The organism is Rhodopseudomonas pentothenatexigens, assembly GCF_900218015.1.
Taxonomy (GTDB): Bacteria; Pseudomonadota; Alphaproteobacteria; order Rhizobiales; family Xanthobacteraceae; genus Rhodopseudomonas; species Rhodopseudomonas pentothenatexigens.
The window spans coordinates 83,948-109,778 of sequence record NZ_UFQQ01000017.1 but is presented as its reverse complement, the minus strand read 5'-3'; the positions used below and the strand labels follow the sequence as shown (position 1 = coordinate 109,778).

Below are 25,831 nucleotides of genomic sequence, written 5' to 3'. Positions count from 1 at the left end.
GCAACACCGACAGAGGCGCCCGCACCGGGTTACGGCGAGATGATCGGCCGGGAATCTACCGAGCGGCCTCTGTCGTGCTGACTATGCACCAGCACCTCGCAGATACAGGAATCTCGACGCTGTGATAAGGATCACCCCCTATGAGTTTGAACGACGGGCCATGCCGCAGATCGCAGCGCGCTCCCTCTCCCGCTTGCGGGAGAGGGCTGGGGTGAGGGCGACGCGGGCAGTGAGTCTGGCGTGTAGCCGGCACGAGCGTAGCGAAACCCGGGACGAAGCGCCGCTCACAGATCGCGACAGGCCGCTTCGTCGAACTCCGAAAGCCATTCGGAGAATGTCGCGAACGGATCGACGTCACGTACCGGAAGTCTCGTCCGACGCGGCGTAAGTTCGACATCTCGACAAGGCGAGGCCTGCATCGCACCGACCAGATCGCGTCCGGTCCGAGCCATGTCCGGCGCGGGTGTGCCGGCGTCCCTTCGGCGTCCTGAGCGATGCCGGACCGCCTCCGCTCGTTCGTCATAGACGGCGTCCATGCAAAAGACCCGCGGTCGCATTCGCTCGCGCGGGCTAGGCTTGCTGCAAGGCTTGGCCGATAGATAGCGCTCGACCATTCAGGTCCGCATTTAGCGCCTCACCGCTCAAATCGTGAACTCAACTAATTATCAGATGGATTGTGCGAAATAGACAATAGAGCTTCGTCCAATTTCCGATCCCATTCGCTGTTGGAGGCGTGGCTATGTCGATTGATGATAGCGATATCTATGTTTCTGTCGCAAACTCTCGGAATACAGATGCGAATCTCAGGTGGTCCAGGGCTCAACTGTTCCTCTTAGTCAATACTGCGTCGCTGACGGTTATTCCGTTCATTGCGAGTCACCTCACCGAGCTGAAGTCGTTCATGTATTTGGCGATCGTCGGTCTATCCGTGTTCGGCTTCTTGATATCTTTGCTTTGGTATTTGATTACGCAAAGAGCCAACAGATGGATAGATTTTTGGAATGATCGTTTGTGCGAAATCGAAAATGCGGCCTTTGCAGGTCGAAACGCGCCAAGTACTCGGATCTTTTCACATCCATCGTTCGCTTCACATAGTTGGCATGCCCCATCATTTCATCATTCGCTGGTGTGGCTTGCGAGCTCGTTCATGGTTGTCTGGCTCTTGATCTTCTTCTCCGGAGCGACGGGGTTCATCATCGAGATCAAACCGATCGTGGAGAAGTCCTGGAATGGCAAGAAGCAGTGCGTGCTGCTGGATTGTACCTTATAGAAGTCGAATGACGGATTGATTTGTAGGGTGGGCAAAGCGCAGCATGCCCACCCTTGAGCACGTGATGCCAGTTCGTGTGACGTGGCCGCGGCGCTCGGCGCCTTTGCTCACCTTACGCGTGCTCTTTCGTCCTACGGCGTGCTCGATATGGACCGAGTGCGCGAGGCCTTCAAGACATCTGCGATCTCGTCCGGGCCAAATCGCAGGCCATCCGAGGTCACGAGCCACGTCTCGCCCGATGCGGTGACGCTCAACGTATAACTGCCGCCACAGCGATTGATTTGCGCGGCTGCGAGCTTCATTCCCACGGAAAATCCGTGTTGCTCGATCGCCTCCAGCGCCCGTTGTGAGCATGTCGGATTGAAAAGACAGGTCCGGTTGGTATGCCGAGACAGCGATCGGCGGTACAGTCGGATTGTCCCAATTGCGAGTCGCGTCGCGGCCGGCTCGATCAGGTGTGGGACTGGCCGACTGGCCGCCGCTCTGACTGCCCAGCAGCAGACCTTAGCGATCAATGTCATCCGATCATTCTGATCGCCGTACCCCAACCGTACACCTCGAACACCGGCTGAGTGTTGTTGCATCCGAGATTGGCGCTCGACATGCGGTAGTCGTAGCCGACGTGAATGACACCGTCACCACCGGACGCAAGAGCTGCATCGTAGAGCGCTTGTGTCACCTCTTCGTAGGCTTCCTGGATCGGAAGTCTGCCGGAATTGCCGCAGCCGCCGGCTGTCGGTGTCCGGCTGACGGTGGCATGAACGACTCCCAGCACCTCATAAGGATAATTGATATTTCCGGTTGCGATCAGCGCCATCTTATCCTCTGAAAAACAATTGCAGAAATCTCAGCATTGATCCGTGCTCTATCGCGTCGTTCGTCGCTCGATCGGAGTTCCGGAAGAGCGATAGAGCCGCAGCAGATCGAAACTGCGGACGTATCATGCGGGATTGAGCTACTGCTGCGGCTGCCGGCAAGAATTGCGAATAGCCCTGACGTCGCCGACCAATTGGCCGAACGCGAACAGTGCAACGCCGGGAATCGACAGCAGGACCGCGATCAGGAACAGCGCGATCGTCGCGCTTCCCATCGGCATTTGTAGTTCGCGCTCAAGCGGCGATTGCAGCCCGATGAAGAACGACAGCCACACCAGGATGAGGTAGGCACCTGAAACGATCTTGAGAAATACCGCCATGCTCAAACTCCAAATCAATGGGCTCAGGCTGACACGCAATGGAGCAGAGCTGCAACTCGACGTTGGATTGAATGTTGGTTGAGTGGACCGCGCCGCCGTGTCGAGCGCAGCACGTAGGGCAGTCAGCCGAATGCGTAACCCGCCGATGTGCGACGTCAATGAAAGCGACGGATTACGCTATGTTAATGTGCTCTACGGGCTAACGATTTGCCTGAATCGCATCCTCAAAGACGACTTTGCTGTGGGATGGATTCTTGAACAGAACAGCGAGGAATTTGTCCGGGAACTTTTTCTCGATCGCGGAGGTCATTCGCGCGTGCACATCATTGCAGAGTCGATAGATTGGCGCCGGATCGTTGATCTCGCTTCTGAAATCGCTGATTGGCTTTGACAGTCGGTTCAAGCCGTATAGTCGGAAGACAGCAGTCGAGAGAATGCGGTTTCCGTGAACTAGAACGCCCCAGGCCGCACCATTCTTCTTTGATGAGCTTTTCTTTTTGCGTTCGATCCATCCATCAATATGACGGTTCATGGCCGTTGCATTGAAGGCACGAGCTCCGCTTGTCGAGGGATTGTAGATCGTCCGATACGGAGCTTTCTGAAGATCGTTAAAGAATTTCCCGATTCCGCTCTTTACCTGCACCGCGAGAACTGGGTCTCCGGACGCGCATGCAAGAGCGACAGTGACTTCGATCAGCTCACAACTGCTAGCCGAGGGGCTGACCTCCTCGCTGCGCAAGAATTGATAGTCGACGCCTTCGACCGCCATCTCTTCTTTGAGGCGCTTCTGTTCGGGGTCCTGTGCAACGAAGTCTCGTGATTCTATTCGGTTCTGAAGGTTGTTGGTTCGTGTGACCTCTTTTCCGAAGCCTACGGGCGCCGACTCTAGGAGGATGACTCGGATTGGTACTCGAACTAGTCCGAGGTTCGTATCGTTCTCGATGCGCCCGAGAGAGCTGACGGTTTGGGCGCCATTAACGATCGACGCCCCTCGAAAACGAAACTGTCCGGCGGATTGGGTTGCGGCCTTGGCTGGAGCAACGACGGCCTCCTCGGCGATCAAGGTGATTCCGTTGTTGAAATACCAGAATTTCTCGGGCGAATTGAGTGCGGTCTGTCTAATTTCGTTGTTTACGTCGGTTCCGCCGAGGGAGTGACGAATATTGGAGACTACTAAGCTCTTCCCGTGGCGTTTCCACCATGTCTTTAACTGATACCCATCAACGATGCCGAAATACGCGGCATAAGGAGAATTGACGCGAGACCAATCGAGTATTTGCGCCTCTAACGTGACGCGGCCGCCTTCTGGATCGCTTGCGAGGCGAGTGTAGACTTCGTTCAAACCCAAGAGTTCCCACGAGACCAGCTCGTGCGGGTCGTTGCCGTTGAGTTCTGATAGCAGTCGTTCAAAATGCAAAGTGCTCGGCTTCGCAAGTTGACTCACGCCGGTGGTGACGACTGCCAGGTGGACGGAGGTGCCGGGCGTATTGATTTGAGCGAAGATGTCTTGAAGACTGGCGTGCAGTCGGCTGTGGAATGCATCGACGTTCTGTTCGATCGCATCGCGAACGCCGGTGACAAAGGTCCCGATGTCTTTCGCCTCCGGCTCGCCTGTCCCGGCGTTGATCCATTTCGATTGGACAAAGACCACGGATTGGTCCGATGGATCATAGTAGGCTGCATCGATTCCGTTGTCGCCGCTCCCGTCCCATACCGACTCTGCGGCTTGTTTCGGTGTGCAACCGGCGACCGTGGAGACGGCGAGGGCCGCTAAGCATCTCGTTAATACCTTCTGATCCCTTTCCGCGTCTCGCGGCGAAATGTCAGAAACATTCAGGTGCGGCTCAAACAGTTCACGTAGTCGAACTTTGATTTGATTGACTTTTAGAGATGACATTGCGTCTTGCTCGGTTTCTAAGCTTCGAACCGAACGCTAGCGGTGCATATATCGATCTTCAATTATTAGTTGTGATAAGAGGCTGTCGTCGAGAATGGTATTTTCGGAGGCGCTCAAGGGGCGTGTTCGGTTGATGGGGCGGACTACGCTGAGCTAATCCGTCCTACGGGCTTCTTTGGAGTCTGTTCTTTGTTCGCCTCTTAAGATGGTGCGCTGAAACGTCGCCCGAATGGCAGCGCCGCACGGGAATGCGAGTGAATTCGGCGGGTGGGCGCTTAAGGAGACGCAAAAGCAATGGACGAAGTACGCGCAATCACAGGCGGAATTTGCTTCCGCGAAATGTGAAGGCGGTTCAATGGCTCCTGTCATTTTCGCAGGTGAGTTGGAATCCATAACTGTGAGTCGGACGGGCGAGTTGAGGCGTCTGCTGGAGGAGATGCGCGAGCACGATGCGGCCTAACGCAGGGACATGCGGATTGTGTCCCGTGAATGCGGTGCAGTAACCTACAAATTTGAAGTTGACATCCTATCGAGATAGGAATAAAAGCGCATTCATCCCGCCCCATCGAGGGGCGCGTTGCCGGGACGCTGGTCGTCGCGGGGCGGGGTGTGGCGCCTGCGGGTGTGGGGTGGACGTCGCCCTGTACCTCCGGGAGGCTGAGGGTCGCCGTCCGCCGCTACTACGAGCGGCCGCCGCGACAGAGGCTGGACGGGTACGGTAGAGGCCGGGGAAAGCCCGCAAGCTCGCCGTGTCCCGGAAGCACGGTCCTTCAGCCAAAAGTCGCCACGGTGGAGCGTCGAAAGACGTTTCCGCGGCGCTCGCGCTTCGGCGATCCGAGGCATGAGGCCGCGGGTACTACCAAAGGCGCGTCTTTCGGCGCTCCACCTCCCTCGGCCCGATGGCCGACCGGAGGCCCCCTGAACCCACCACTCACGCAAGGCTTTTGCGGGCAACGCCGCCGCATGCGCGCGCGCCCGCTGGTATCAGCATCAGGAGGGAGCGATGCCGACTTGGCCGACCGAACACCTCAGTTGGGATCACGCGCGGCTGGATGCGCTCGAGCAGCAAGCCAGCGCCGAGCGGGCGCAGCTTCGGCTCGACGTCGACATGCTGGCGGCACGCCGCGCGCTGCAGCGCGCGCTGGCAGATGAAGCGCAGGCGCACAAGCGCTGCCCGGTGAAGGACTGCCGCCGGGCGCGCGGCTGCCGCACCCCGATGCTCTGCGCCGTCGTGCCGATGGACCCGCCGACCGAGCCGCAGTGGAAGATCATCGACACGCTGTACACCAACCTGCAGCGCCGCCGCCGCGATCAGGCGCTGGCGTGGCGGCAGCACGGCGAGCCGATGCGCGATGGGCGCAAGGCGGGGAGCGGGCGATGACGGCGATGATGGGGCGGGCGCTTTGCGCTGATGCCAGCCGCGGAGCCGCAACGCGCTCGGTCCGTCATCCTCCGCGCAAGCGGAGGATCGAGTATTGCAGAGAGCTTGCGATCAGCAACGCGCGCTCTGGGATACTGGGTCGCCCGCCTGCGCGGGCGATGACGGGGAGGGTGGGGAGGGCGCTTTGCGCTGATGCCGGCCGCGGGGTCGCAACGCGCTGGGTCCGTCATCCTCCGCGCAGGCGGAGGATCGAGTATTCCAGAGAGTTTGCGGTCGGCAATTCACGCTCTGGGATACTGGGTCGCCCGCCTGCGCGGGCGATGACGGTGAGGGTGGGGAGGGCGCTTTGCGCGGATGCCGGCCGCGGGGTCGCAACGCGCTGGGTCCGTCATCCTCCACGCAGGCGGAGGATCGAGTATTGCAGAGAGTCTGCGGTCGGCAATTCACGCTCTGGAATACTGGGTCGCCCGCCTGCGCGGGCGATGACGGGGAGGGTCGGCGGCTCAGAAGCCGCCTTCTTCGTCTTCGTCCTCGGGCTTCTTGCCGCCGATGGTCTTGAGCTTGGCGAACACCGCGTCGACGTCGAGATCCTCCTGGCTCTTGCCGGAGGACGCCGCTTCGAACTCGGCTTCCTTGCGGGTGGTCTCGGAGGCCGGCAGCAGCGTGGCGCCGCCGTACTGCTGGTCGGTCGGCTTCTCCTTGGCGGCGCGCTGCACCTCGAAGTCGAGGTCGAGCTGCGAGCACAGGCCGAGCGTCACCGGGTCCATCGGGGTCAGGGTCGCGGCGTTCCAGTGGGTGCGGTCGCGCACCGAAGCGATCGTGGTCTTGGTGGTGCCGACCAGCCGCATGATCTGCGCGTCCTTCAGCTCGGGGTGGTTTCGCACCAGCCACAGGATCGCGCTCGGCCGCTCGTGGCGGCGCGACACCGGGGTGTAGCGCGGGCCCTTCTTCTTGGCGGCCTGCGGCAGCACCACCTTGCTCTCGGCGAGCTTGAGGCGGTAGTCCGGATCGCCTTCGCCCTTTTCGATCTCGTCGCGGGTGAGCTGGCCGGTCGAGATCGGGTCCATGCCCTTGATGCCCTGGGCGGCGTCGCCGTCGGCGATCGCCTTGACCTCCAGCACGTGCATCTTGGTGAAGTCGGCGACCTGATCGAACGTCAACGCCGTGTTGTCGAGCAGCCAGACGGCGGTGGCCTTCGGCATCAGCGGTGCGTTGCTCATGGCAAATCTCCTTTGTCCCTTGCCCCTCCGGAATCGTCCTGAGGCAAGGCGGGTCGTCGGGGATGACGGGAATTGCCGCTTATATATGCCGTTCGGGGCTCGCCGCGCAAGGAGCCTTGCTAAAGTGCAGGGCCCGCGGCCTTGACAGTGCCGCAAACCCGGCCCAATTCCTACCACGTTCGACCCATGCGCAACGCCGTTGGCGTGCGCCTGTTTTCCGCCGGTTCTGCTCGGCGCCCAGGCCCCCGGATCGCTGCCAATGCTCGCCAAACCCCCGCTGAAAATCGTTCTCTGCTCGCCGCGCGGGTTCTGCGCCGGCGTGGTGCGGGCGATCGATACCGTCGAGCGGGCGCTCGCGATGTACGGCGCCCCGGTCTATGTCCGGCACGAAATCGTCCATAACAAATACGTGGTCGACAGCCTGCGCGCCAAGGGCGCGATCTTCGTCGAGGAACTGGAGGAGATCCCCAACACCCGGGCTCCGGTGGTGTTCTCCGCCCACGGGGTGCCGAAGTCGGTGCCGGAAGACGCGCTGTCGCGGAATTTCTTCTCGATCGACGCTACCTGCCCGCTGGTCACCAAGGTGCACCGCGAGGCGGCGATCCATTTCAAGCGCGGCCGCGAGATCCTGCTGATCGGCCATTCCCACCACCCCGAAGTGGTCGGCACCCTCGGCCAGCTCCCCGAGGGCGCGGTGACGCTGATCGAGACCGCGGCCGATGCCGAGGCGTATCAGCCCAAGGACCCCAACAACCTCGCCTTCGTCACCCAGACCACGCTGTCGATCGACGACACCGCCGGCATCGTCGCGGTGCTGCGCGAGCGCTTCCCGAACATCTCCGGGCCGCACAAGGAAGACATCTGCTACGCCACCACCAACCGCCAGGCCGCGGTGAAGAAGGTGGCGCCGGTGGTCGACGCCATGATCGTGGTCGGCGCGCCGAATTCGTCGAACTCGCAGCGGCTGCGCGAAGTCGCCGAGCGCGAGGGCTGCAAGGTCGCGGTGCTGGTGCAGCGCGCCTCGGATCTCGACTGGAGCCAGTTCGAGGGCATCAAGGTGCTCGGCCTCACCGCCGGGGCCTCCGCCCCCGAGGTGATCGTCGAGGAGATCATGGGCGCCTTCGCCGAGCGCTTCGACCTGTCGGTCGAGACCGTGTCGGCGGCCGAGGAAAACGAGTTCTTCCCGGTGCCGCGGGTGCTGCGCCCCGACGCCGCGGAATAACCGCGGCGAGACCCGGGGGGCCTCCCCCGGGGGCGGCCTTTCATCGCGCCCCGTCTTGGTCTAGGAAGCCGCCAGCTTTTTTCCTTCTGATCGGATCACGCCATGGCGGTCTACACCGACGTCGCCGCCGACGAGCTCGCGGATTTTCTCGGCTCCTACGATATCGGCGAGTTGTTGTCCTACAAGGGCATCGCCGAAGGCGTCGAGAACTCCAACTTCCTGCTGCACACCTCGCGCGGCTATTTCATCCTGACGCTGTATGAAAAGCGCGTCGCCCGCGACGATCTGCCGTTCTTCCTGTCGCTGATGACGCACCTGGCCGAAAGCGGCATCAACTGCCCGCAGCCGGTCGCCGATCGCCAAGGCCGCACGCTGGCGACGCTTGCCGGTCGCCCGGCGGCGATCATCAGTTTTCTCGATGGGGTGTGGCCGCGCAAGCCGAGCGTGGTGCATTGCGCCGGCGTCGGCCAGTCGCTCGCCAAGATGCATCTGGCCGGCCGCGACTTTGCGATGAAGCGGGCGAACGCGCTGTCGGTCGCCGGCTGGCGGCCGTTGTTCGCCGCAGCCGAAGCGCGCGCCGACGAGGTGCAGCCGGGCCTGCGCGACTTTCTCGCCGCCGAGCTGGACTATCTGGAAAGCGGGGTGTGGCCTTCCGATCTGCCGCAGGGGCTGATCCACGCCGACCTGTTTCCGGACAACGTGTTCTTCATCGGCGACGAGGTCTCCGGCATCATCGACTTCACCTTCGCCTGCACCGACCTGCTGGCCTACGACGTCGCGATCTGCCTGAACGCCTGGTGCTTCGAGGCCGACCACGCCTTCAACGTCACCAAGGCGCAGGCGCTGCTCAGCGCCTATACGCGCGTACGCCCGCTCGATGCCGCCGAGCAGGCCGCGCTGCCGCTGCTCGCCCGCGGCGCCGCGCTGCGCTTCCTGCTGACCCGGCTGGTCGACTGGCTGAACGTGCCCGAGGGCGCGCTGGTCAAGCCGAAGGACCCGATGGAATACGTCCGCAAGCTGCGCTTCCAGCAAAATGTCGCCAGCATTCGCGACTATGGAGTCGAGATCGCAGGGGCGGTGGCGTGAGCGAGGCCGACCAGAAGCCGGTGATCATCCACACCGACGGCGCCTGCTCCGGCAACCCCGGCCCGGGGGGGTGGGGCGCCATCCTCAAGTTCGGCGACGTCGAAAAAGAGCTGAAGGGCGGGGAGCCCCATACCACCAACAACCGGATGGAGCTGCTCGCGGCGATCTCTGCGCTCGAAGCGCTGACGCGGCCGTGCTCGGTGGATCTCTATACCGACAGCCAATACGTCAAGAACGGCATCGGCAGCTGGATTCACAACTGGAAGCGCAACGGCTGGAAGACCGCCGACAAGAAGCCGGTGAAGAACGTCGATTTGTGGCAGCGCCTCGATGCCGCGCTGAAGACCCACAGCATCCGCTGGCACTGGGTCAAAGGCCACGCCGGCCACGCCGAAAACGAACGCGCCGATCAGCTCGCGCGGGATGGCCTGGCGGAAAACCGGATGAAATCTCGGGTGAAGTAACCGCTTCACTGTCGTCGTCACCCGCGCATGCGGGTGACCCAGTATCCCAGAGAGCCAGTTAGTTCGGCACGAACGCCCTGGAATACGAGATCGCCCGGACAAGCCGGGCGATGACGTTGGTCGTTGGAGCGAAGTGTGCCCGCAATCAGCTCACAGCTGCCCGAGCAGCGTGTCGCCGCCGGAGACTTCGACCTTGCCGGGGTTCGGCTCGAGGTTGAGGGTCTTGACCACGCCATCATCGATCAGCATCGAGTAGCGCAGCGAGCGGGTGCCGAGGCCAAAGCCCGAACCGTCCATTTCCATGCCGATCGCCTTGGTGAACTCGGCATTGCCATCGGCCAGGAAGATCGCTTCGTCGCGCTGGTCGGTGTCGCGCTTCCAGGCGTTCATCACGAAGGCGTCGTTGACCGAGACGATCGCGATGGTGTCGACGCCCTTGTCCTTGATCGCATAGGCGTTGAGGAAGATGCTCGGCAGATGCATCTTGTGGCAGGTCCCGGTGTAGGCGCCCGGAACCGCGAACAGCGCCACCTTCTTGCCCTTGAAGATCTCGTCGGTGGTTTTCACCTGCGGGCCTTCCTCGGTCATCACGCGAAACTGGACGTCGGGCAGCCGGTCGCCAACCTTGATGGTCATCGGTATCTCTCCCTGTTGTGCGGATGATTTCTAGCCCGCGCGTATGACAGTGACAATGTCGCGGGATCGGTGAGGTTTGTGCGGGTAGGCGGCGGCACGCCGTCCAAGCACACCGCCGTCATTCCGGGGCGCTCGCAAAGCGAGCGAACCCGGAATCCGAAACGGGCACGATAACTGCGGGATTCCGGGTTCGCGGCCTGACGGCCGCGCCCCGGAATGACATGGCGGGGCAAGAGGAGAGCAGGCGTTTACGCCGCCGCCTGATTGCTCTTCTTCTCGTCGCGCAGTTCGCGGCGGAGGATCTTGCCGACATTGGTCTTCGGCAGCGTGGTGCGGAATTCGATCTGCCGCGGCACTTTGTAGTTGGTCAGTTCGCCGTGGCAGAACTTGATGATGTCCTCGGCGGTGACGTCGGGATCCTTCTTCACCACGAAGGCCTTGACGGCTTCGCCGGTGCGGGAATCCGGCACGCCGATCACTGCGCATTCCAGCACGCCCGGATGGCTGGCGACCACTTCCTCGACCTCGTTCGGATAGACGTTGAAGCCCGAGACCAGGATCATGTCCTTCTTGCGGTCGACGATCTTGGTGAAGCCGTCCGGGCTCATCACGCCGATGTCGCCGGTGCGGAAGAAGCCGTCGGCGGTCATCACCAGCGCGGTCTCGTCCGGCCGATTCCAGTAGCCGCTCATCACCTGCGGCCCCTTGGCGCAGATTTCGCCAGGGGTCCCGAACGGCACCTCGTTGCCTTCTTCGTCGCGGATCGAGAGCAGGGTGGACGGCATCGGAAGTCCGATGGTGCCGTTGAATTCGGTAACGGTCGCCGGGTTGCAGGTCAGCACCGGCGCGGTCTCCGACAGGCCGTAGCCTTCGGCGATCGGGCAGCCGGTCATCTTCAGCCAGGCTTCGGCCACCGGACGCTGCACCGCCATGCCGCCGCCGTTGGAGATCTTCAGCTTCGAGAAGTCGACCTTGTCGAAGCCCGGCGCGTGCAGCAGGCCGTTGTACAGCGTGTTGACCGCCGGGAAGCTGTTGACCTGATACTTCATCAGTTCCTTGATGAAGCCCGGAATATCGCGCGGGTTCGGGATCAACAGGTTGACGCCGCCGGCGCGCATGCCGAGCAGGTAGCAGGCGGTCAGCGCGAAGATGTGATACAGCGGCAGCGCGCAGACGATGAACAGCTGGTCGACATGCGGCGGCTTGGCCAGCGCCGGCTGCAGCCAGGCGTCGTTCTGCAGCACGTTGGCGACGACGTTGCGGTGGAGCAGCGTGGCGCCCTTGGAAACGCCGGTGGTGCCGCCGGTGTATTGCAGGAAGGCGACGTCGTCCGGTCCGATCGGCGGCTTGGTGAACTTCTGGCCGCGACCGGCCGACACCGCGTCGTTGAACGAGACCGCGCCGGGTAGCGAAAACGCCGGCACCATCTTCTTGATCTTGCGTACCACCAGATTGACGATCACGCCCTTGAAGCCCAGCATGTCGCCCATCGCGCCGACGATGACGTGCTTGACCGGGGTGCGGGCGATCACCTGCTCGACGGTGTGGGCGAAGTTCTCCAGCACGATGATCGCTTCGGCGCCGGAATCCTTGAGCTGATGCTCGAGTTCACGCGGGGTGTACAGCGGGTTGACGTTGACCACCGCGAAGCCGGCGCGCAGCACCGCGGCGATCGCCACCGGATACTGCAGCACGTTCGGCATCATCAGCGCGACGCGCGCGCCCTTCTGCAGGCCCTTGCCCTGGAGATAGGCGCCGAGCGCGGCCGACATCTCGTCGAGCTCGCGATAGGTGATCGCCTTGTCCATGCAGATGAAGGCCTTGCGGTCGCCGAACTTGCGGAAGCTCTCCTCGAACAGGTCGACCAGCGAGGGGTACTGCGTCACGTCGATGTCGGCAGGTACGCCTGCCGGGTAGTGCTTGAGCCAGGTCCGCTCCATGGTGTGTTCCTCGTGTCGCCTGCACGTAGCGCACCGCTCCGTGCATTATGATTGTTGCATATCGGTCGGGGGCGGCGAATTGGCAGAAAGACGCCGCGGGTCGTTTGCTGCGCTGCGAAAGAAATACGCCAAGACCGCGTCCGACGCCCGTTGTGGCGAGTATTGAGCGAAGCGATCAGCGAACGCAAGCGGCCTCACGCCGCAGCAGGGCGACGTCGCCAACGCCCGCTATGACAGCGGCCGACGCACAGGCAGAGGACTCACCGCCGGTTGTCGGCGGCGGTATCAGGATTTCGGTTTTGTCTCGCCGGTGGCGCTCTTCGGCGCCGGCTTCGCAGCGGCCTTCGGCTTCGGCTTGGCCGCAGCGGGCTTATCGGCGGCGGCGTCGGGCTTGGCGGTCGTATGCTTGGGACCGGCCGGCTTGCTGGTATCGACGATCACCGCGGTACGCGGCTTCGGCTTTTTCCCGTCCTTGGCGGCACTGGCTTCGTCGCTGGCCGGCGCGGCATCCTTCTTCTTGGCCGCCCGGGCCTTCTTCTTCGCCGGCTTGGCAGTGTGCTGCTCGGCGTCGTTGCTCTCGGCCGCGATCAGCGCCGGTCCGCTCCGGGTCGGTCCGGTATAAACCAGCACTGGCTGGGTCGGTTCGGGCTCGGCGGCAATCATGTCGACCGGCCGCAGCGTCGGCGGCTGGAACATCGACATCACCGGATTGCCGGACAGCGCGTTGGCGACGGTCTCGTCGTCGTCGCTGGCCGGGCGCTTGCGCTTCGGCCCGCACATCTCGTCGCGCAGGTCTGGCGGCGTGGCGGCGATCGGAGCGAGATTGTCGACGGTGCCGAGCGACGGGGTCAGCCAGGCCAGCGTGTTGGTGGAGAAGCCGCGCTCCAGCAGCTGCGCCGCCTTCACCGCGCGGTCCTGGCCGGAATTGGCGCCGAGCACCACGGCGATCAGTCTCCGTCCGTTGCGGGTGGCGCTCGCCACCAAGTTGTAGCCTGAGGCGCAGATGAAGCCGGTCTTGAAGCCGTCGGCGCCGGGATAGCGGCCGATCAGCTTGTTGAAGTTTCGCGTCACCCGCTTGCCGAAGCGGATCGCCGGAATGTGGACGTAATACTCGTATTCGGGCAGGTCGCGGATGATGGCGCGGGCGAGGATCGCCAGATCCCGCGCCGAGGTCACCTGCTCGTCGGCCGGCAGCCCGTTGGGATTGACGTAGTGGGTCTGGGTCATCCCGAGCCGCGCCGCGGTGTCGTTCATCATCGCCGAGAAGCCGTCGACCGATCCGCCGACGCCTTCCGCCAGGACCACGGCCATGTCGTTGGCCGACTTCACCATCATCATCTTCAGCGCGTTGTCGACGGTGATCTGGGTGCCGGCGCGGAAGCCCATTTTCGACGGCGACTGCGCGGCTGCGATCGGCGACACCGTCAGCAGCGAGTCGGTGGTGAGCCGGCCCTGCTTCACCGCCTGCAGCGTCACATACAGCGTCATCAGCTTGGTGACCGACGCCGGATGCCATGGATAGGTGGCGTTGTCCGCCTGCAGCACCTTGCCGGTGTCGGCCTCCACCAGCAGCAGCGCCTCGGCGCTCGCGGCGCGCGGCAGCAGGGCCAGCGACAGCAGTGTTGCCGCGACGAGACACAGAAACAACGATGAGCGGCGAGGCTGTGCGATGATCAAAGGCGCGTTCCGATTCCAGTCCGGTGAGTTCCGTCGCGGCCGGCGAGACGATCGCGGCGCGGTGGCGTTCGGGTTTCAGGCGGTGGCCCCAGCAAACCCGACCCTATACCGGCTCGCGCCCGCAGAACAGGGCCTGGGTCCCGGTAATCGTGGACGAAAAGGGCTGAAATTCGACCGCTCAGAGCTGCGCGTCGGCGGCCGAAGCGACGGCGGCGCGCGTACTTTCGTGCACCATGAACTGCGCCCGCGCCAATTCGGCGAAAGCTCCGCCGCCGGCTACCAGTTCGTCGAACGTTCCGGTCTCGATCACTTTGCCGTTGTCGAACACCAGAATACGGGTCGCGTCGCGGATGGTGGACAGCCGGTGTGCGATCACGAAGGTGGTGCGGCCCTTCATCACCTCGTCGAGCGCGAGATTGAGCTTGGCCTCGGTCACCGCATCGAGCGCCGAGGTGGCTTCGTCGAGGATCAGGATCGGCGGATCCTTCAGCAGCGCCCGGGCGATCGACAGCCGCTGCCGCTCGCCGCCGGACAGCATCCGGCCGCGCTCGCCGGCGTTGGTGTCGAACCCGTGCTCGCTGCGCTCGATGAACTCCAGCGCCTGGGCGCGCTCGGCAGCGAGACGAAGCTCGTCGAGCGTGGCGTCCGGCTTGCCGACCCGCAGATTGTCGGCGATCGAGCGGTCGAACAGCAGCGCCTCCTGAAACACCACGCCGATGTTCCGTCGCAGGCCGGCCAGCGTCAGGCCGCGAATGTCCATGCCGTCGATCTTGACGACGCCGGATTGCGGATCGAACGCCCGGTGCAGCAGCGCGATCGCCGTCGACTTGCCGGCGCCGGTGGCGCCGACCAGCGCGATCGTATCGCCCGGTAAAGCGGTGAAGCTCAGATCCTCCACCGCCGGCCGCTTGCCATCGTACGAGAACGACACGTTCTGGAACTCGACCAGCCCCGACAGCCGGCCGGGGTCGATCGCGTCGGCGCGGTCGTGCACCGCCGGCACGGTGTCGAGGACCGCGATGAATTCACGCAGCCGCGGCGCTTCCATCAGCACGTTGTTGATGAAATTCACCACCTGCTCGAGCCGCTGGATCAGCAGCGTCGCGAACGAGACGAACATCACGATCTCGCCGACGCTGGTGAGGCCCTGCTGATTGAGCCAGATGCCGAGCGTGAAGATCGCCAGCACGGTGATGGTGGTGGAGGCGCGGGTGATCACCGTCACCAGCGCCCACCACGACAGCACCGGCATCTGCGCCGCCAGCAGCCGTCCGGAGACGTTGCGCAGGCTCTGAACCTCCGCGTCGACGCGGACGAAGCTCTGCACCAGCGCGACATTGCCGAGCGCGTCGGAGGCGCGCGCCGACAGGTCACTGTATTGCGCCTCGACCTCGCCCTGCATGCCGTAGGTCTTGTGCACCACCAGCGTGGTGAGCAGCGTGAACAGCACGCACAGCACGAACAGCAGGGTCGCCAGCCGCCAGTTGATGTACAGCGACAGGGGCAGCAGCACGACCAGCGACAGGATCGAGGCGAAGTGCTCGCGGAAGAAGCCGAGCCACATCCGCCACAGCGCGTCGGTGCCTTGCAGCATCACCTTCATCAGCCGGCCCGAATGGGTGCCGGTGTGGAAGCTGATCGGTAGTTGCAGGATGTGTTCGAAATAGCTGGTCAGCACCGCCTGGCGCTGCCGATGCGCGAGCCGGTCGGCCTGCAGCGCGACCACCGCCGAGCACAGAATGGTGAACAGTCCGAAGCAGGCCCATGCGCCGAGCAGCGGCCAGGGCGAACGCGCTTCCGGCACAAGTGCGCCGGTGGCGAGATTGCCGCTCATCACGTCGATGATACGGCCGAACAGTACCGGCTCGGCGAATTGCGCGGTGGCGAGCAGCAGATTGGCGACGGCCAGAACCCAGCCGAGCCGCGCCTCTCCGCCGAGCAGTTGCAGCACCCGGGTGTAAAGACGAAGCAGCGACATCGGCCAGCCCAAACGAGACGATTATGGTTAGATCATTTCCGTTCCCAGCGAAATGCGTCCGCGCGGATGTCCACGCGTCGTTTCGAGGCGGGCGCGTAGCGCATCTCCCGCCGCGCGTTTCGCTGCCATCGAAGCCCAACGTGGCAACGTGCCGCAGACTGACGGCGCTGCCGATTCGCCGCGCCGCACCCGCTCGCAGCGAGGCGTCCAAACGCGGCTTCATCGACCTTTCTGATGGCCGTTTGACGGGTTCCAACTAACGGAAATCACAGCGGGATTCTCACGGTATCGTGGTCGCGGAGTTGATCCGCGTCAACCAGCCTTGACGGGCGGGGTGGCATGGTGACGATGCGTTAACAACCCGACTTCTACACCCTACGTCGGATCGTTTGCGATCCGCTCTTCCGCTTGTTTGTTGGAGCCTTGCCGGTGGGTGATCTGACCCTTCCGATCAATTCGGGCGCCGCACTCGCCATCCACGTCGCGCTGTCGGCCGGGATCGTCGCGGCGATCATCGTGGTCGCGGCCTGGCTGCGCGAGAAGCGCTCCGGTGCGCGGCCCGACGTGCCCTATGAAGGCGGCGTGCTGCCGGCGCAGCCGCAGCAGGGCCCGCTGAACGCGCCGTATTTCCTGATCGCCGCGCTGTTCGTGATCTTCGACATGGAAGCCGCGATCCTGTTCGCCTGGGCGGTCGCGGCGCGCGACACCGGCTGGCTCGGTCTGATCGAGGCCGCGGTGTTCATCGGTGTGCTGCTTTTGGCGCTGGTGTATCTGTGGCTCGACGGCGCCCTCGACTGGGTCAAGGGGCGGCGCCGATGACGATGACGCCGCAACATCCGTCGCAGCCCGCCGAGGACGTCTCGGTCGAAGAACATATGGCGCTGTCGAGCCTGTTCACCACGCTCGAAGACCTCACCGCCTGGTCGCGCAAGCACAGCCTGTGGCCCTTCAATTTCGGGCTGTCGTGCTGCTACGTCGAACAGGTCACGGTGCTGACGCCGGTGTACGATCAGGCGCGGTTCGGCGCCGAGGTGATCCGCGCTTCGCCGCGTCAGGCGGACCTGCTGGTCGTCTCGGGCACCGTGTTTCACAAGATGGCGGCGCCGCTGCTGCGCCTGTACGAGCAGATGCGCGCGCCGCGCTGGGTGATCGCGATGGGCGCCTGCGCCTGCTCGGGCGGCATGTACGACATCTATTCGGTGGTGCAGGGCGTCGACCGCTTCATTCCGGTCGACGTCTACATCCCCGGCTGCCCGCCGCGCCCCGAGGCGGTGCTCGACGCGCTGATCATGCTGCAGCAGCAGGTCGGCAGCGAGCGGCGGCCGCTCGGCGTCACCGTCGGCAATACCGCCGGTCTCGGTTTCGATGCGCCGCGCCGGCGCGACCAGCGCCGCGACGAACGCATGGCGCAGACCCTGCTCGATCCGCCGGAGTCATTGTGAGCGCATCCGAACTCGTCACCGAGCTCAGCACGCGCTTCAAGGATGCGGTGCTGGGCCAGCAGGTTACTGCCGATCGGTTTCCGACCGTCTGGATTCGGCCGGACGCGACGATCGACGTGCATCGCTTCCTGAAGCAGGAGATCGACCGGCCGTTCAGGATGCTGGTCGACCTGTGGGCGATCGACGAGACCGCGCGCAAGCATCGCGACGGCCTGCCGCCGTCCGGCATCACCATCGCCAGCCATCTGATGTCGCACGAGCGCAATGCCGACATCCGGATCAAGATCGCGCTCGATGCCGAGTATCCGCGCGCCAAGTCGATCGGCTCGGTGTATCCCAACGCGCCGTGGTACGAGCGCGAAGCCTACGACATGTTCGGGGTCGAGTTCGAAGCCCAGCCGCACTCGCTGCGCATCCTGCTGCCGCCGGGCTGGGAAGGCCACCCGATGCGCAAGACCCAGCCGGGCCGCGCCACCGAGCGGCCGCTGTTCAACATGACGGCGTCGCTGTTCGACGCCAAGGAACATGCGCTCGCCGCCGATCCGGAGAAGTTCGGCCTGCCGACGCATCGCGACGGCGTCGAGCTGATGATCCTGAACTACGGGCCGCATTCGATGGCGACCCACGGCGTGTTCCGGATCGTGCTGGCGCTCGACGGCGAGGAAATCGTCGCGGCGCGTCCCGATATCGGCTTCCATCATCGCGGCGCCGAGAAGATGGCCGAGCGCCAGACCTGGCACAACTTCCTGCCCTACACCGACCGGGTCGACTATCTCGGCGGGGTGATGGGCGAGATGCCTTATTTGCAGGCGGTCGAGAAGGCCTGCGGCATCAAGGTGCCGGACCGCGCGCTGACGGTGCGGATCATGCTGTCGGAGATGTTCCGCATCATGAACCACCTGCTGTTCTACGGCACCATGGCCCAGGATACGGGCGCGATGTCGCCGGTGTTCTACATGTTCACCGACCGCGAGCGCGGCTACCGGGTGATCGAGTCGATCACCGGCGCCCGGATGCATCCCGGCTATTTCCGCATCGGCGGACTGTCGATGGATCTGCCGGACGGCTGGGACAAGCTGGTTCGCGAGTTTCTGGACTGGATGCCGTCGCGGCTCGACGATTACGAAGGCATGGTGCTGCGCAACGAGATTTTCCGCGCCCGCACCAAGGGCATTGCGGCCTACGACACCGCGATGGCGCTCGACTGGGGCGTCACCGGTCCGGGGCTGCGCGCCACCGGCTATGCCTGGGACGTGCGCAAGGCGCGGCCCTATGCGGGCTTCGAGAACTTCGACTTCGAGATTCCGGTCGGCCATACGGGCGATTGCTACGACCGCACCGTGGTACGGGTCGAAGAGATCCGGCAGTCGCTGAAGATCATCCGGCAGTGCGTCGACAACATGCCGTCCGGCCCGATCAAGGCCGATCATCCGCTGACGACGCCGCCGCCGCGCGAGCGGATGCTGCACGACATCGAGACCATGATCCATCACTTCGTCAGCACCAGTTGGGGGCCGGTGCTGCCGCCGGGTGAATACACCGGCCAGGTCGAGACGGTGCGTGGTCTGACGCAGTTCGCGCTGATCTCGGACGGCGAGCCGTCGAGCTATCGCACCCGGATTCGCACGCCGTCGTTCGCGCATCTGCAGATGATTTCCGCGGTCGCCCCCGGCATGATGGTGGCCGATCTCGTCGCCTATCTCGGCAGCATTGACTACGTGATGTCGGACGTCGACCGATGAGCCTCAGTCCCGCCCTCAAGACCGCGATCCAGCACGCCGCCGCGACTCATGGCGGCGCGAAGGCTGCGATGGTGGAAGCGCTGAAGCTGGTGCAGGAAGCCGAAGGCTGGGTGTCCGACGCGCACCTGAAGGAAGCCGCCGACGTACTCGGCGTCACGCCTGCCGAGATCGACGCGCTGGCGACCTTCTACAGCCAGATCTTCCGCTCACCGGTCGGCGACACGGTGATCCTCTTGTGCGACGGGCTGAGCTGCTATCTGTGCGGCGGCGATGCGGTGCGCGATGCGGTGATGAGCAAGCTCGGCATCGGCTTCGGCGAAACCACGCCGGACGGCAAGTTCACCCTGATCAACATCTGCTGCGTCGGCGGCTGCGATCGTGCGCCGGTGGCGCTGGTCGGCCCGGAGCGCAAGCTGGTCGGTCCGCTGACGCCGGACGATCTCGATGCGCTGATCGGCGGCCTCTCGGTTGGAGGCTCGCCATGAGCGACAAGCCGCTCACCGGCCGCGCCCGCGCCGACCGTCAGCCGCACAGCCTCGCCGCCTGGCGCGGGCTCGGTGGCTACGCGGCGCTGTCGCTGGCGCTCAAGCGCCACAGCCCGGAGGCGATCATCGCGATGGTCGAAGCTGCGGGCCTGCGCGGCCGCGGCGGCGCCGGCTTCCCGACCGCCAACAAATGGCGCTTCATGCGCACCGGCAGCGAGAAGGCCGGTCCGGGCGCGCGCTATCTCTGCGTCAACGGCGACGAGACCGAGCCGGGCTCGTTCAAGGACCGGCTGTTGATGGAGGCGCTGCCGCATCAGCTGATCGAGGGCGCGACCATCGCGGCCTATGCGATCGGCGCCACCGAAGTGATCATCCTGGTGCGCGACGAATATCGCGCCGCCACCGCTGCGCTGAGCCGCGCGATTGCGGAGGCGGAAGCGAGCGGCCTGCTCGGACGCGACATTCTCGGCTCCGGTTTCGATTTGACGATGCGGGTGCATGCCTCCGCCGGCCGCTACATCGTCGGTGAAGAGACCGCTCTGATCGCAGCGATCGAGGGCGAGCGTCCGGTGCCGCGGCATCGTCCGCCTTATCCGGCGGTCAGCGGCCTGTGGGGACGGCCAACCACGGTCAACAACGTCGAGACGCTGTCGTCGGTGCCGTCGATCATCGAGAACGGCGCCGACTGGTATCGGTCGCTGTCGTTCACCGACGAAGGCGGCACCAAGCTGTACGGTGTCTCCGGCTGCGTCGAGCGCCCGCAACTGATCGAAGCGCCGATGGGCTCGACCGCGCGCGAGCTGCTGCATCGCGCCGGCGGCATTCGCAATGGCCGCGCGCTGCTGGCGTTCCAGCCCGGCGGCGGCGCCACCGCGTTCTTCGAGAAGGCCGAACTCGACGTACCGCTCGATTTCACCAGCACCAAGAAGGCGGGCTCCTCGCTCGGCACCGGAGCGTTGATCGTGCTCGACGATCGCGCCTGTCCGGTGGCGGCGATCGGGCGTCATATGCGGTTCTATGCGCGCGAGAGCTGCGGGCTGTGCACGCCGTGCCGCGACGGTCTGCCGTGGGTGTCGAAGCTGCTCGATACGCTCGAAGCCGGCAAGGGCACGCGCGGCGATATCGAGGTGCTGCACCAGCACGTCGCGCTGTCCGGCCCGTCCGGCCGCTCCTATTGCGATCTCAACACCGGCGCGCTGACGCCGCTGCGCAGCGGCCTCGAGCGTTTCGGCGACATCTTCACGGCCCACCTGCAGGGCTTCTGTCCGGTGGGCCGCCCATGACCAAGAAGAAGATCGAGATCGACGGCCGCGTCATTGAAGCCAAGGACGGCGAGGACCTTCTGTCGGCGTGCCTGACCCATGGCATCGACGTGCCGTATTTCTGCTGGCACGGCGCGCTCGGCTCGGTCGGCGCCTGCCGGCAATGCGCCGTGAAGGTGTATTCCGGCCCGGACGACACCGAAGGCCGCATCGTCATGAGCTGCATGACGCCGGTCGCCGATGTCGAGCGGGTGTCCGTGTCCGATCCGGAAGCCGTGGCGTTCCGCGCCCAGGTGATCGAATGGCTGATGGTCAACCATCCGCACGATTGCCCGGTGTGCGAAGAGGCCGGCTCCTGCCATCTGCAGGACATGACGATCGCCACCGGCCATATCGATCGCCGTTACAAATTCACCAAGCGCACTCATCGCAACCAGGATCTCGGGCCGCTGGTGACGCACGAGATGAATCGCTGCATCGCCTGCTATCGCTGCACCCGGTTCTATCGCGACTATGCGGGCGGGCGCGATCTCGACGTGTTCGGCGCCCACGACAACGTGTATTTCGGTCGCGCCGAGGACGGCGCGCTGGAAAGCCCGTTTGCCGGCAATCTCGCCGAAGTCTGTCCGACCGGCGTGTTCAACGACAAAGGCTGGTCGCGCGATTACGCGCGCAAATGGGACATGCGGGCGACGCCGTCGATTTGCCCGCATTGCTCGCTCGGCTGCAACATCCTGGTCGACCAGCGCGACGGCCGGGTGAAGCGGGTGCAGAACCGCTACCACGGTGCCCTCAACGGCTACTTCATCTGCGATCGCGGTCGCTATGGCCCGCTGCACGTCATCTCCGAACACCGGCTGCGGCAGCCGCTGATCGGCGGCGCGCCCGCCAGCGACCACGACGCCGCCTCCGCCGCCCATGCCATCGTGGCCGAAGGCGCGATCGGGATCGGCTCGCCGCGCGCCTCGCTGGAAGCCAACTACGCGCTGCAGCGTCTCGTAGGGCCGGAGCGGTTCTTTGCCGGAGTGTCCGACGTCGAAGCCGGCCTGGTGCGCCGCATTGTCGAAATCCTGCGCGCTGGGCCTGCCAAGATCGCCTCGCTGCACGAGGTCGAGCATGCCGACGCCGTCCTGGTGCTTGGCGAGAATCTCACCGGCACCGCGCCGCGGCTGGCCTTGGCGCTGCGGCAGACCGCACGGGGCGCCGAGCGGGAGCTCGCCGCGCAGAAGGGCGTGCACGCCTTCCTCGATCCGGCGGTCCGTACCGCCGGTGAAGGACGACGCTCGCCGATCGTGCTGGCGACGCCGCTGCCCGATGCGCTCGACGATCTCGCCGCGCTGTCGCTACGGCTCGATCCGCAGGGCATCGCCGCATTTGGCGTTGGCGTTGCGGCTGCGCTCGGCGCAGGTGGCGCCGAGGAGGTCGAGGAGCATTCCGAAGCCGCAAGAGTTGCCGAGATTTTGGCGAACGCCGAGCGGCCGCTGATCGTCGCCGGCTGTGCGTTGATGTCGCCCGAGATCATCGAAGCCGCGGCGCGCATTGTCGTTGCGCTCGGTGCCAAGGCGCGGATCGTGCTGCTGGCGCCGGAGGCCAACAGCATCGGTCTGGCGCTGCTCGGCGGCGACGGCCTCGACAGCGCTGCTGCGCTGCTCGAACACGGCGGAGCCAAGACCGCGATCGTGCTCGAAAACGATCTGTTCGACCGTGCTCCGCGCGCTAGTGTCGAGCGGCTGTTCGCCGCGGCCAAGGGCGTGGTCGCGCTGGATTCGATGGCCACCGAGACGACGGCGCGTGCGGCAGTCGCGCTGCCGGTGGCGCCGTTCACCGAGGCGACCGGCACTTTCGTCAACTACGAAGGCCGGGCACAGCGGTTCTTCGCCGCGGTGGCGCCGCAGGAGTCCGCACCGGCGAGCTGGCGCCGGCTCGATGCGTTCGGTGCCGGCGACTGGCACGGGCTCGACGCGCTGATCGGCGATCTGATCGTCGAGCGTCCTGATCTCGTGGCGGTGGCCGATGCCGCGCCTGGCGAAGATTTCGGAATGGCCGACGGCAAGGTCACTCGCGCGCCGCGGCCCTATACCGGGCGCACCGCCGACGATCGCGCCGGACAGTTTGCCGATGCGGTGATCCCGGTCGATCACGACGGACCGCTGACGTTCGGCATCAAGGGCGCACGCGGCACTGCGGTGCCGCCGGCCCTGATCACCAGCTACAAGACCTCCGGCCTGCACTCGGCCAATAACGTCACGCGCTTCCTCGAAGAAGTCGGCGGGCCGCTGCGCGGCGGCGATCCCGGCGCGTCGCTGATCAGACCGGGCGAGGCGTCGCTGCCCGAGGCCGTGCCGCAGCCGGCCCTCGCCGGCGAGGGACTGTGGCTGATCCCGCTGCACGACGCCTTCACCGGCGGCGAGCTGAGCCGCGCCAGCGCGCTACTTGCTGCGCGCCGGCCGGCGCCACGATTGCTGCTGCATCCTGATGATGCGGCGCTGCACGGTTTCCGTGACGGCACAGCGGTGCAGGTCGACGGCAATCCCTGCGCGCCGGTGGTGACGCTGGACGCCATGGTGCCGCGCGGCACCGTGGTGATCAGCGCCGGCTCTTGCCAGCCGCGCGGCCCGCTGCGCCGGGTCAAGGTCGAGGCGGCGCCATGATCGGGATGATCATCACCGCCACCATTTCGGTCGCGCTGATCATGGCGCTGCTGGTGCTCGCCGGCACTTTCACCTGGGTGGAGCGACGGCTGCTCGGCTTCGTCCAAGAACGCTACGGGCCGAACCGCGTCGGCCCGTTCGGCTCGCTGCAATGGGTCGCCGACACGGTGAAGATCCTCACCAAGGAGGATCGGCCGCCGCCCGGTGCCGACAAGCTGTCCTACATCCTTGCGCCCGCCGTGGCGGCGACGCCGGTGCTCGCCGGCTTCGGCGTCGTGGCGATCGGCGACGGGTGGGCGCTGGCGTCGGTGGATGTCGGGCTGTTGTTCCTGCTCGGGATGCTGGGGCTGACGGCCTATGCCGCCGTACTCGGCGCCTGGGCGTCGCACAACCGGTTCTCGCTGCTCGGCGGCATGCGCGCCGCGGCGCAGATGCTGGCCTATGAGGTGTTTCTCGGCCTGTCGCTGATGGGCGTGGTGATGATCGCCGGCTCGTTCTCCATGGCGGAGATCGTCGAGGCGCAGCGCGGCGTCTGGTTCGTGGTGCTGCAGCCGCTCGGCATGGCGCTGTTCACCATCGCCGGGATCGCCGCCGCGCACCGGCTGCCGTTCGACCTGCCGGAATCCGAGAACGATCTCGTCGCCGGCTTCATCACCGAATATACCGGCATGTCGTTCGGCCTGTTCTTCCTCGGCGAATATCTCGCGGTGCTGCTGGTGTCGGCGCTGGCGGTGACGCTGTTCTTCGGCGGCTGGCTCGGGCCTTGGCTGCCCGGCCCGGTGTGGTTCGGGCTGAAGACCGCGGCGATCGCGGTCGCGTTCGTCTGGATCCGCGCGACGCTGCCGCGACCGCGCTACGATCAGTTGCTCGGCTTCGCCTGGAAGGTGGCGCTGCCGCTGTCGCTGCTCAATCTGATGCTGACCGGTGTCGTCGTGGTGGCGAGGAGCGCGTCATGATCGGATTCGGATGGCTCGAAGCCCTGCTGCGGGTCGGCCGCAAGCTGTTCGTCAAGCCGGAAACCCAGCTCTATCCGGAACAGAAGCCGAAGCTGTATCCGCGCGCCCGCGGCCGGATCGTGCTGACCCGCGATCCGGACGGCCAGGAGCGCTGCGTCGCCTGCAATCTGTGCGCGACGGTGTGCCCGGTCGGCTGCATCGATCTTTCCAAGGCGGTGGCCGACGACGGCCGCTGGTACCCGGAACACTTCCGCGTCAACTTCGCCCGCTGCATCTTCTGCGGCTTCTGCGAGGATGCCTGCCCGACCGCAGCGATCCAGCTCACGCCGGACTACGAATTGTCCGAGTGGCGCCGCGACGCGCTGGTGTACGAGAAGCACGATCTTCTGATCTCCGGCGAAGGCAAGGTCCGCGGCTATCGCTACTGGTCGTTCGCCGGCAAGGCGATCCCCGGCAAGGACAAGGGCGAGGCCGAACACGAGGCGCCGCCGGTGAACCTGAAGGGGCTGCTGCCATGAGTTCGCTGCTTGCGATCTATGCCGGCGCCTTCGCGCTGATCTCGGCGGCGCTGTCAGTGACGCGGCCGAACGCGGTGCATGCGCTGCTGTATCTGGTGGTGACGCTGCTGGCGCTGGCGGTGTGCTTCTTCGCGCTCGGCGCGGCATTCGCGGCGGTTCTGCTGATCATGATCTACGCCGGCGCCATCGTGGTGCTGTTCGTCTTCGTGGTGATGACGCTGCCGATTTCGCCGGAGGCGATCACCCGCGAGCGTGCGCTGCTGCGCCGCGCCTGGCCGTTACCGGTTCTGATGTCGGTGCTGATCGTCGCGCCCTTCGTATTCGGCGAATTCGGTCTCACCTCCACCGGACAGCCCGCGCCGGTGTCGGCCCAGGAGGTCGGCAGGCTGCTGTTCGGGCCGTGGGCGCTGGCGGTCGAGCTCGCCTCGCTGCTGCTGCTCGCCGGCCTGATCGGCGTTCGCCACATTGGTCGCAGCGATCGCAGCCCGAGGAGCGGATCATGACCGGGTCCGACCTGATCGGCATCATGATCCTCGCCGCCGGCCTGTTCGCGGTCGGCGTGTTCGGCGTGCTGGCGCGCCGCGGCATGCTGTTCCAGCTCGTCGCGCTGGAAGTCGCGCTCAGCGGCCCGGCGCTGGGCTTCATCGCCGCCGGCGCCTATCACGCCGATCCCGAAGGGCAGGGGATGTTCATCCTGGTGCTGACGCTCGCCGCCGCCGAGGTCGCGGTCGGGCTGGCGCTGTTCCTGCGGCTGCGCCGCCTCACCGGCACCGACGACAGCGATGCCATCAGCGGGCTGAAGGGCTGAG

Annotated in this window: 25 protein-coding genes; 16 read left to right on the top strand and 9 right to left on the bottom strand. The window is 65.1% G+C overall.

Annotated features, from left to right (window positions below):
• Nucleotides 1–739 precede the first annotated feature (739 nt).
• A complete protein-coding gene (locus tag DWA33_RS24930) occupies nucleotides 740–1,270 on the top strand; it encodes a RipA family octameric membrane protein (protein WP_147270250.1) in 531 nt (176 codons plus the stop codon).
• A 131-nt stretch (nucleotides 1,271–1,401) separates the two neighbouring features.
• Here DWA33_RS24930 and yidD read toward each other — a convergent pair whose 3' ends face one another.
• From yidD to DWA33_RS16910, 4 genes are all read right to left on the bottom strand, one after another.
• Entirely contained in the window at nucleotides 1,402–1,791 is a 390-nt protein-coding gene (gene yidD, locus DWA33_RS25740; RefSeq protein WP_114359441.1) for a membrane protein insertion efficiency factor YidD, read from the bottom strand.
• The gene (locus DWA33_RS16920; protein ID WP_114359439.1) at nucleotides 1,788–2,087 is read right to left on the bottom strand and encodes a hypothetical protein; all 300 of its coding nucleotides are present in this window, start codon (nucleotides 2,085–2,087) and stop codon (nucleotides 1,788–1,790) included. The genes yidD and DWA33_RS16920 overlap by 4 nt, the downstream gene beginning before the upstream one ends.
• A gap of 138 nt (nucleotides 2,088–2,225) precedes the next feature.
• A complete protein-coding gene (locus DWA33_RS16915; protein WP_167443227.1) occupies nucleotides 2,226–2,471 on the bottom strand; it encodes a hypothetical protein in 246 nt (81 codons plus the stop codon).
• Nucleotides 2,472–2,664: 193 nt separating this feature from the next.
• The gene (locus DWA33_RS16910) at nucleotides 2,665–4,362 is read right to left on the bottom strand and encodes an AIPR family protein (RefSeq protein WP_114359435.1); all 1,698 of its coding nucleotides are present in this window, start codon (nucleotides 4,360–4,362) and stop codon (nucleotides 2,665–2,667) included.
• Between the two features lie 229 nt (nucleotides 4,363–4,591).
• On the opposite strand from DWA33_RS16910, the gene DWA33_RS25735 reads away from it, so the two are divergent.
• Nucleotides 4,592–4,822, top strand: coding sequence for a lysozyme inhibitor LprI family protein (locus DWA33_RS25735; protein ID WP_114359433.1), 231 nt, complete (start codon nucleotides 4,592–4,594; stop codon nucleotides 4,820–4,822).
• Nucleotides 4,823–5,365: 543 nt separating this feature from the next.
• On the top strand, nucleotides 5,366–5,743 hold the full coding sequence (locus DWA33_RS16900; protein ID WP_114359431.1) for a hypothetical protein: 378 nt from the start codon (nucleotides 5,366–5,368) through the stop codon (nucleotides 5,741–5,743).
• A 503-nt stretch (nucleotides 5,744–6,246) separates the two neighbouring features.
• Here DWA33_RS16900 and DWA33_RS16895 read toward each other — a convergent pair.
• Nucleotides 6,247–6,963, bottom strand: a complete 717-nt coding sequence (locus tag DWA33_RS16895; protein WP_114359430.1) for a DUF1013 domain-containing protein — start codon at nucleotides 6,961–6,963, stop codon at nucleotides 6,247–6,249.
• 259 nt (nucleotides 6,964–7,222) lie between these two features.
• On the opposite strand from DWA33_RS16895, the gene ispH reads away from it, so the two are divergent.
• The 3 genes from ispH (at nucleotide 7,223) to rnhA (ending at nucleotide 9,735) form a co-directional block, all read left to right on the top strand.
• The gene (gene ispH, locus DWA33_RS16890) at nucleotides 7,223–8,185 is read left to right on the top strand and encodes a 4-hydroxy-3-methylbut-2-enyl diphosphate reductase (protein WP_114359428.1); all 963 of its coding nucleotides are present in this window, start codon (nucleotides 7,223–7,225) and stop codon (nucleotides 8,183–8,185) included.
• A 102-nt stretch (nucleotides 8,186–8,287) separates the two neighbouring features.
• Entirely contained in the window at nucleotides 8,288–9,271 is a 984-nt protein-coding gene (locus tag DWA33_RS16885) for a homoserine kinase (RefSeq protein WP_114359425.1), read from the top strand.
• A complete protein-coding gene (rnhA, locus tag DWA33_RS16880) occupies nucleotides 9,268–9,735 on the top strand; it encodes a ribonuclease HI (protein ID WP_110786319.1) in 468 nt (155 codons plus the stop codon). The genes DWA33_RS16885 and rnhA overlap by 4 nt, the downstream gene beginning before the upstream one ends.
• Nucleotides 9,736–9,885: 150 nt before the next feature.
• Here rnhA and DWA33_RS16875 read toward each other — a convergent pair whose 3' ends face one another.
• The 4 genes from DWA33_RS16875 to DWA33_RS16860 all read right to left on the bottom strand — a co-directional run bounded on the left by DWA33_RS16875 (nucleotide 9,886) and on the right by DWA33_RS16860 (nucleotide 15,966).
• Entirely contained in the window at nucleotides 9,886–10,371 is a 486-nt protein-coding gene (locus DWA33_RS16875; RefSeq protein ID WP_114359423.1) for a peroxiredoxin, read from the bottom strand.
• A gap of 248 nt (nucleotides 10,372–10,619) precedes the next feature.
• Nucleotides 10,620–12,311, bottom strand: a complete 1,692-nt coding sequence (locus DWA33_RS16870) for a long-chain fatty acid--CoA ligase (protein WP_114359421.1) — start codon at nucleotides 12,309–12,311, stop codon at nucleotides 10,620–10,622.
• A gap of 285 nt (nucleotides 12,312–12,596) precedes the next feature.
• The gene (locus tag DWA33_RS16865) at nucleotides 12,597–13,958 is read right to left on the bottom strand and encodes a D-alanyl-D-alanine carboxypeptidase family protein (protein WP_244601325.1); all 1,362 of its coding nucleotides are present in this window, start codon (nucleotides 13,956–13,958) and stop codon (nucleotides 12,597–12,599) included.
• A gap of 208 nt (nucleotides 13,959–14,166) precedes the next feature.
• Entirely contained in the window at nucleotides 14,167–15,966 is a 1,800-nt protein-coding gene (locus tag DWA33_RS16860) for a glucan ABC transporter ATP-binding protein/ permease (protein WP_114359462.1), read from the bottom strand.
• Nucleotides 15,967–16,395: 429 nt separating this feature from the next.
• On the opposite strand from DWA33_RS16860, the gene DWA33_RS16855 reads away from it, so the two are divergent.
• From DWA33_RS16855 to nuoK, 10 genes are read left to right on the top strand one after another with little or no spacing between them, the layout of a single operon-like run.
• A complete protein-coding gene (locus DWA33_RS16855; RefSeq protein ID WP_114359460.1) occupies nucleotides 16,396–16,785 on the top strand; it encodes an NADH-quinone oxidoreductase subunit A in 390 nt (129 codons plus the stop codon).
• Nucleotides 16,782–17,408, top strand: coding sequence for a NuoB/complex I 20 kDa subunit family protein (locus tag DWA33_RS16850; RefSeq protein ID WP_114359417.1), 627 nt, complete (start codon nucleotides 16,782–16,784; stop codon nucleotides 17,406–17,408). The genes DWA33_RS16855 and DWA33_RS16850 overlap by 4 nt, the downstream gene beginning before the upstream one ends.
• On the top strand, nucleotides 17,405–19,150 hold the full coding sequence (gene nuoC / locus DWA33_RS16845; protein ID WP_114359416.1) for an NADH-quinone oxidoreductase subunit C/D: 1,746 nt from the start codon (nucleotides 17,405–17,407) through the stop codon (nucleotides 19,148–19,150). Before DWA33_RS16850 ends, nuoC begins: the two co-directional genes overlap by 4 nt.
• Nucleotides 19,147–19,635: an NADH-quinone oxidoreductase subunit NuoE gene (gene nuoE / locus DWA33_RS16840; protein WP_114359413.1), complete on the top strand. Its 489-nt coding sequence runs from the start codon at nucleotides 19,147–19,149 to the stop codon at nucleotides 19,633–19,635. The genes nuoC and nuoE overlap by 4 nt, the downstream gene beginning before the upstream one ends.
• Entirely contained in the window at nucleotides 19,632–20,918 is a 1,287-nt protein-coding gene (locus tag DWA33_RS16835) for a complex I 51 kDa subunit family protein (protein ID WP_114359411.1), read from the top strand. The genes nuoE and DWA33_RS16835 overlap by 4 nt, the downstream gene beginning before the upstream one ends.
• Nucleotides 20,915–23,548, top strand: a complete 2,634-nt coding sequence (gene nuoG, locus DWA33_RS16830) for an NADH-quinone oxidoreductase subunit NuoG (RefSeq protein ID WP_114359409.1) — start codon at nucleotides 20,915–20,917, stop codon at nucleotides 23,546–23,548. Before DWA33_RS16835 ends, nuoG begins: the two co-directional genes overlap by 4 nt.
• A complete protein-coding gene (gene nuoH, locus DWA33_RS16825; RefSeq protein WP_114359407.1) occupies nucleotides 23,545–24,504 on the top strand; it encodes an NADH-quinone oxidoreductase subunit NuoH in 960 nt (319 codons plus the stop codon). Before nuoG ends, nuoH begins: the two co-directional genes overlap by 4 nt.
• Nucleotides 24,501–25,022, top strand: coding sequence for an NADH-quinone oxidoreductase subunit NuoI (gene nuoI / locus DWA33_RS16820; protein ID WP_114359405.1), 522 nt, complete (start codon nucleotides 24,501–24,503; stop codon nucleotides 25,020–25,022). Before nuoH ends, nuoI begins: the two co-directional genes overlap by 4 nt.
• A complete protein-coding gene (locus tag DWA33_RS16815; RefSeq protein ID WP_114359403.1) occupies nucleotides 25,019–25,525 on the top strand; it encodes an NADH-quinone oxidoreductase subunit J family protein in 507 nt (168 codons plus the stop codon). The genes nuoI and DWA33_RS16815 overlap by 4 nt, the downstream gene beginning before the upstream one ends.
• Nucleotides 25,522–25,830, top strand: coding sequence for an NADH-quinone oxidoreductase subunit NuoK (gene nuoK / locus DWA33_RS16810; RefSeq protein ID WP_011159790.1), 309 nt, complete (start codon nucleotides 25,522–25,524; stop codon nucleotides 25,828–25,830). Before DWA33_RS16815 ends, nuoK begins: the two co-directional genes overlap by 4 nt.
• Nucleotide 25,831 lies beyond the last annotated feature (1 nt).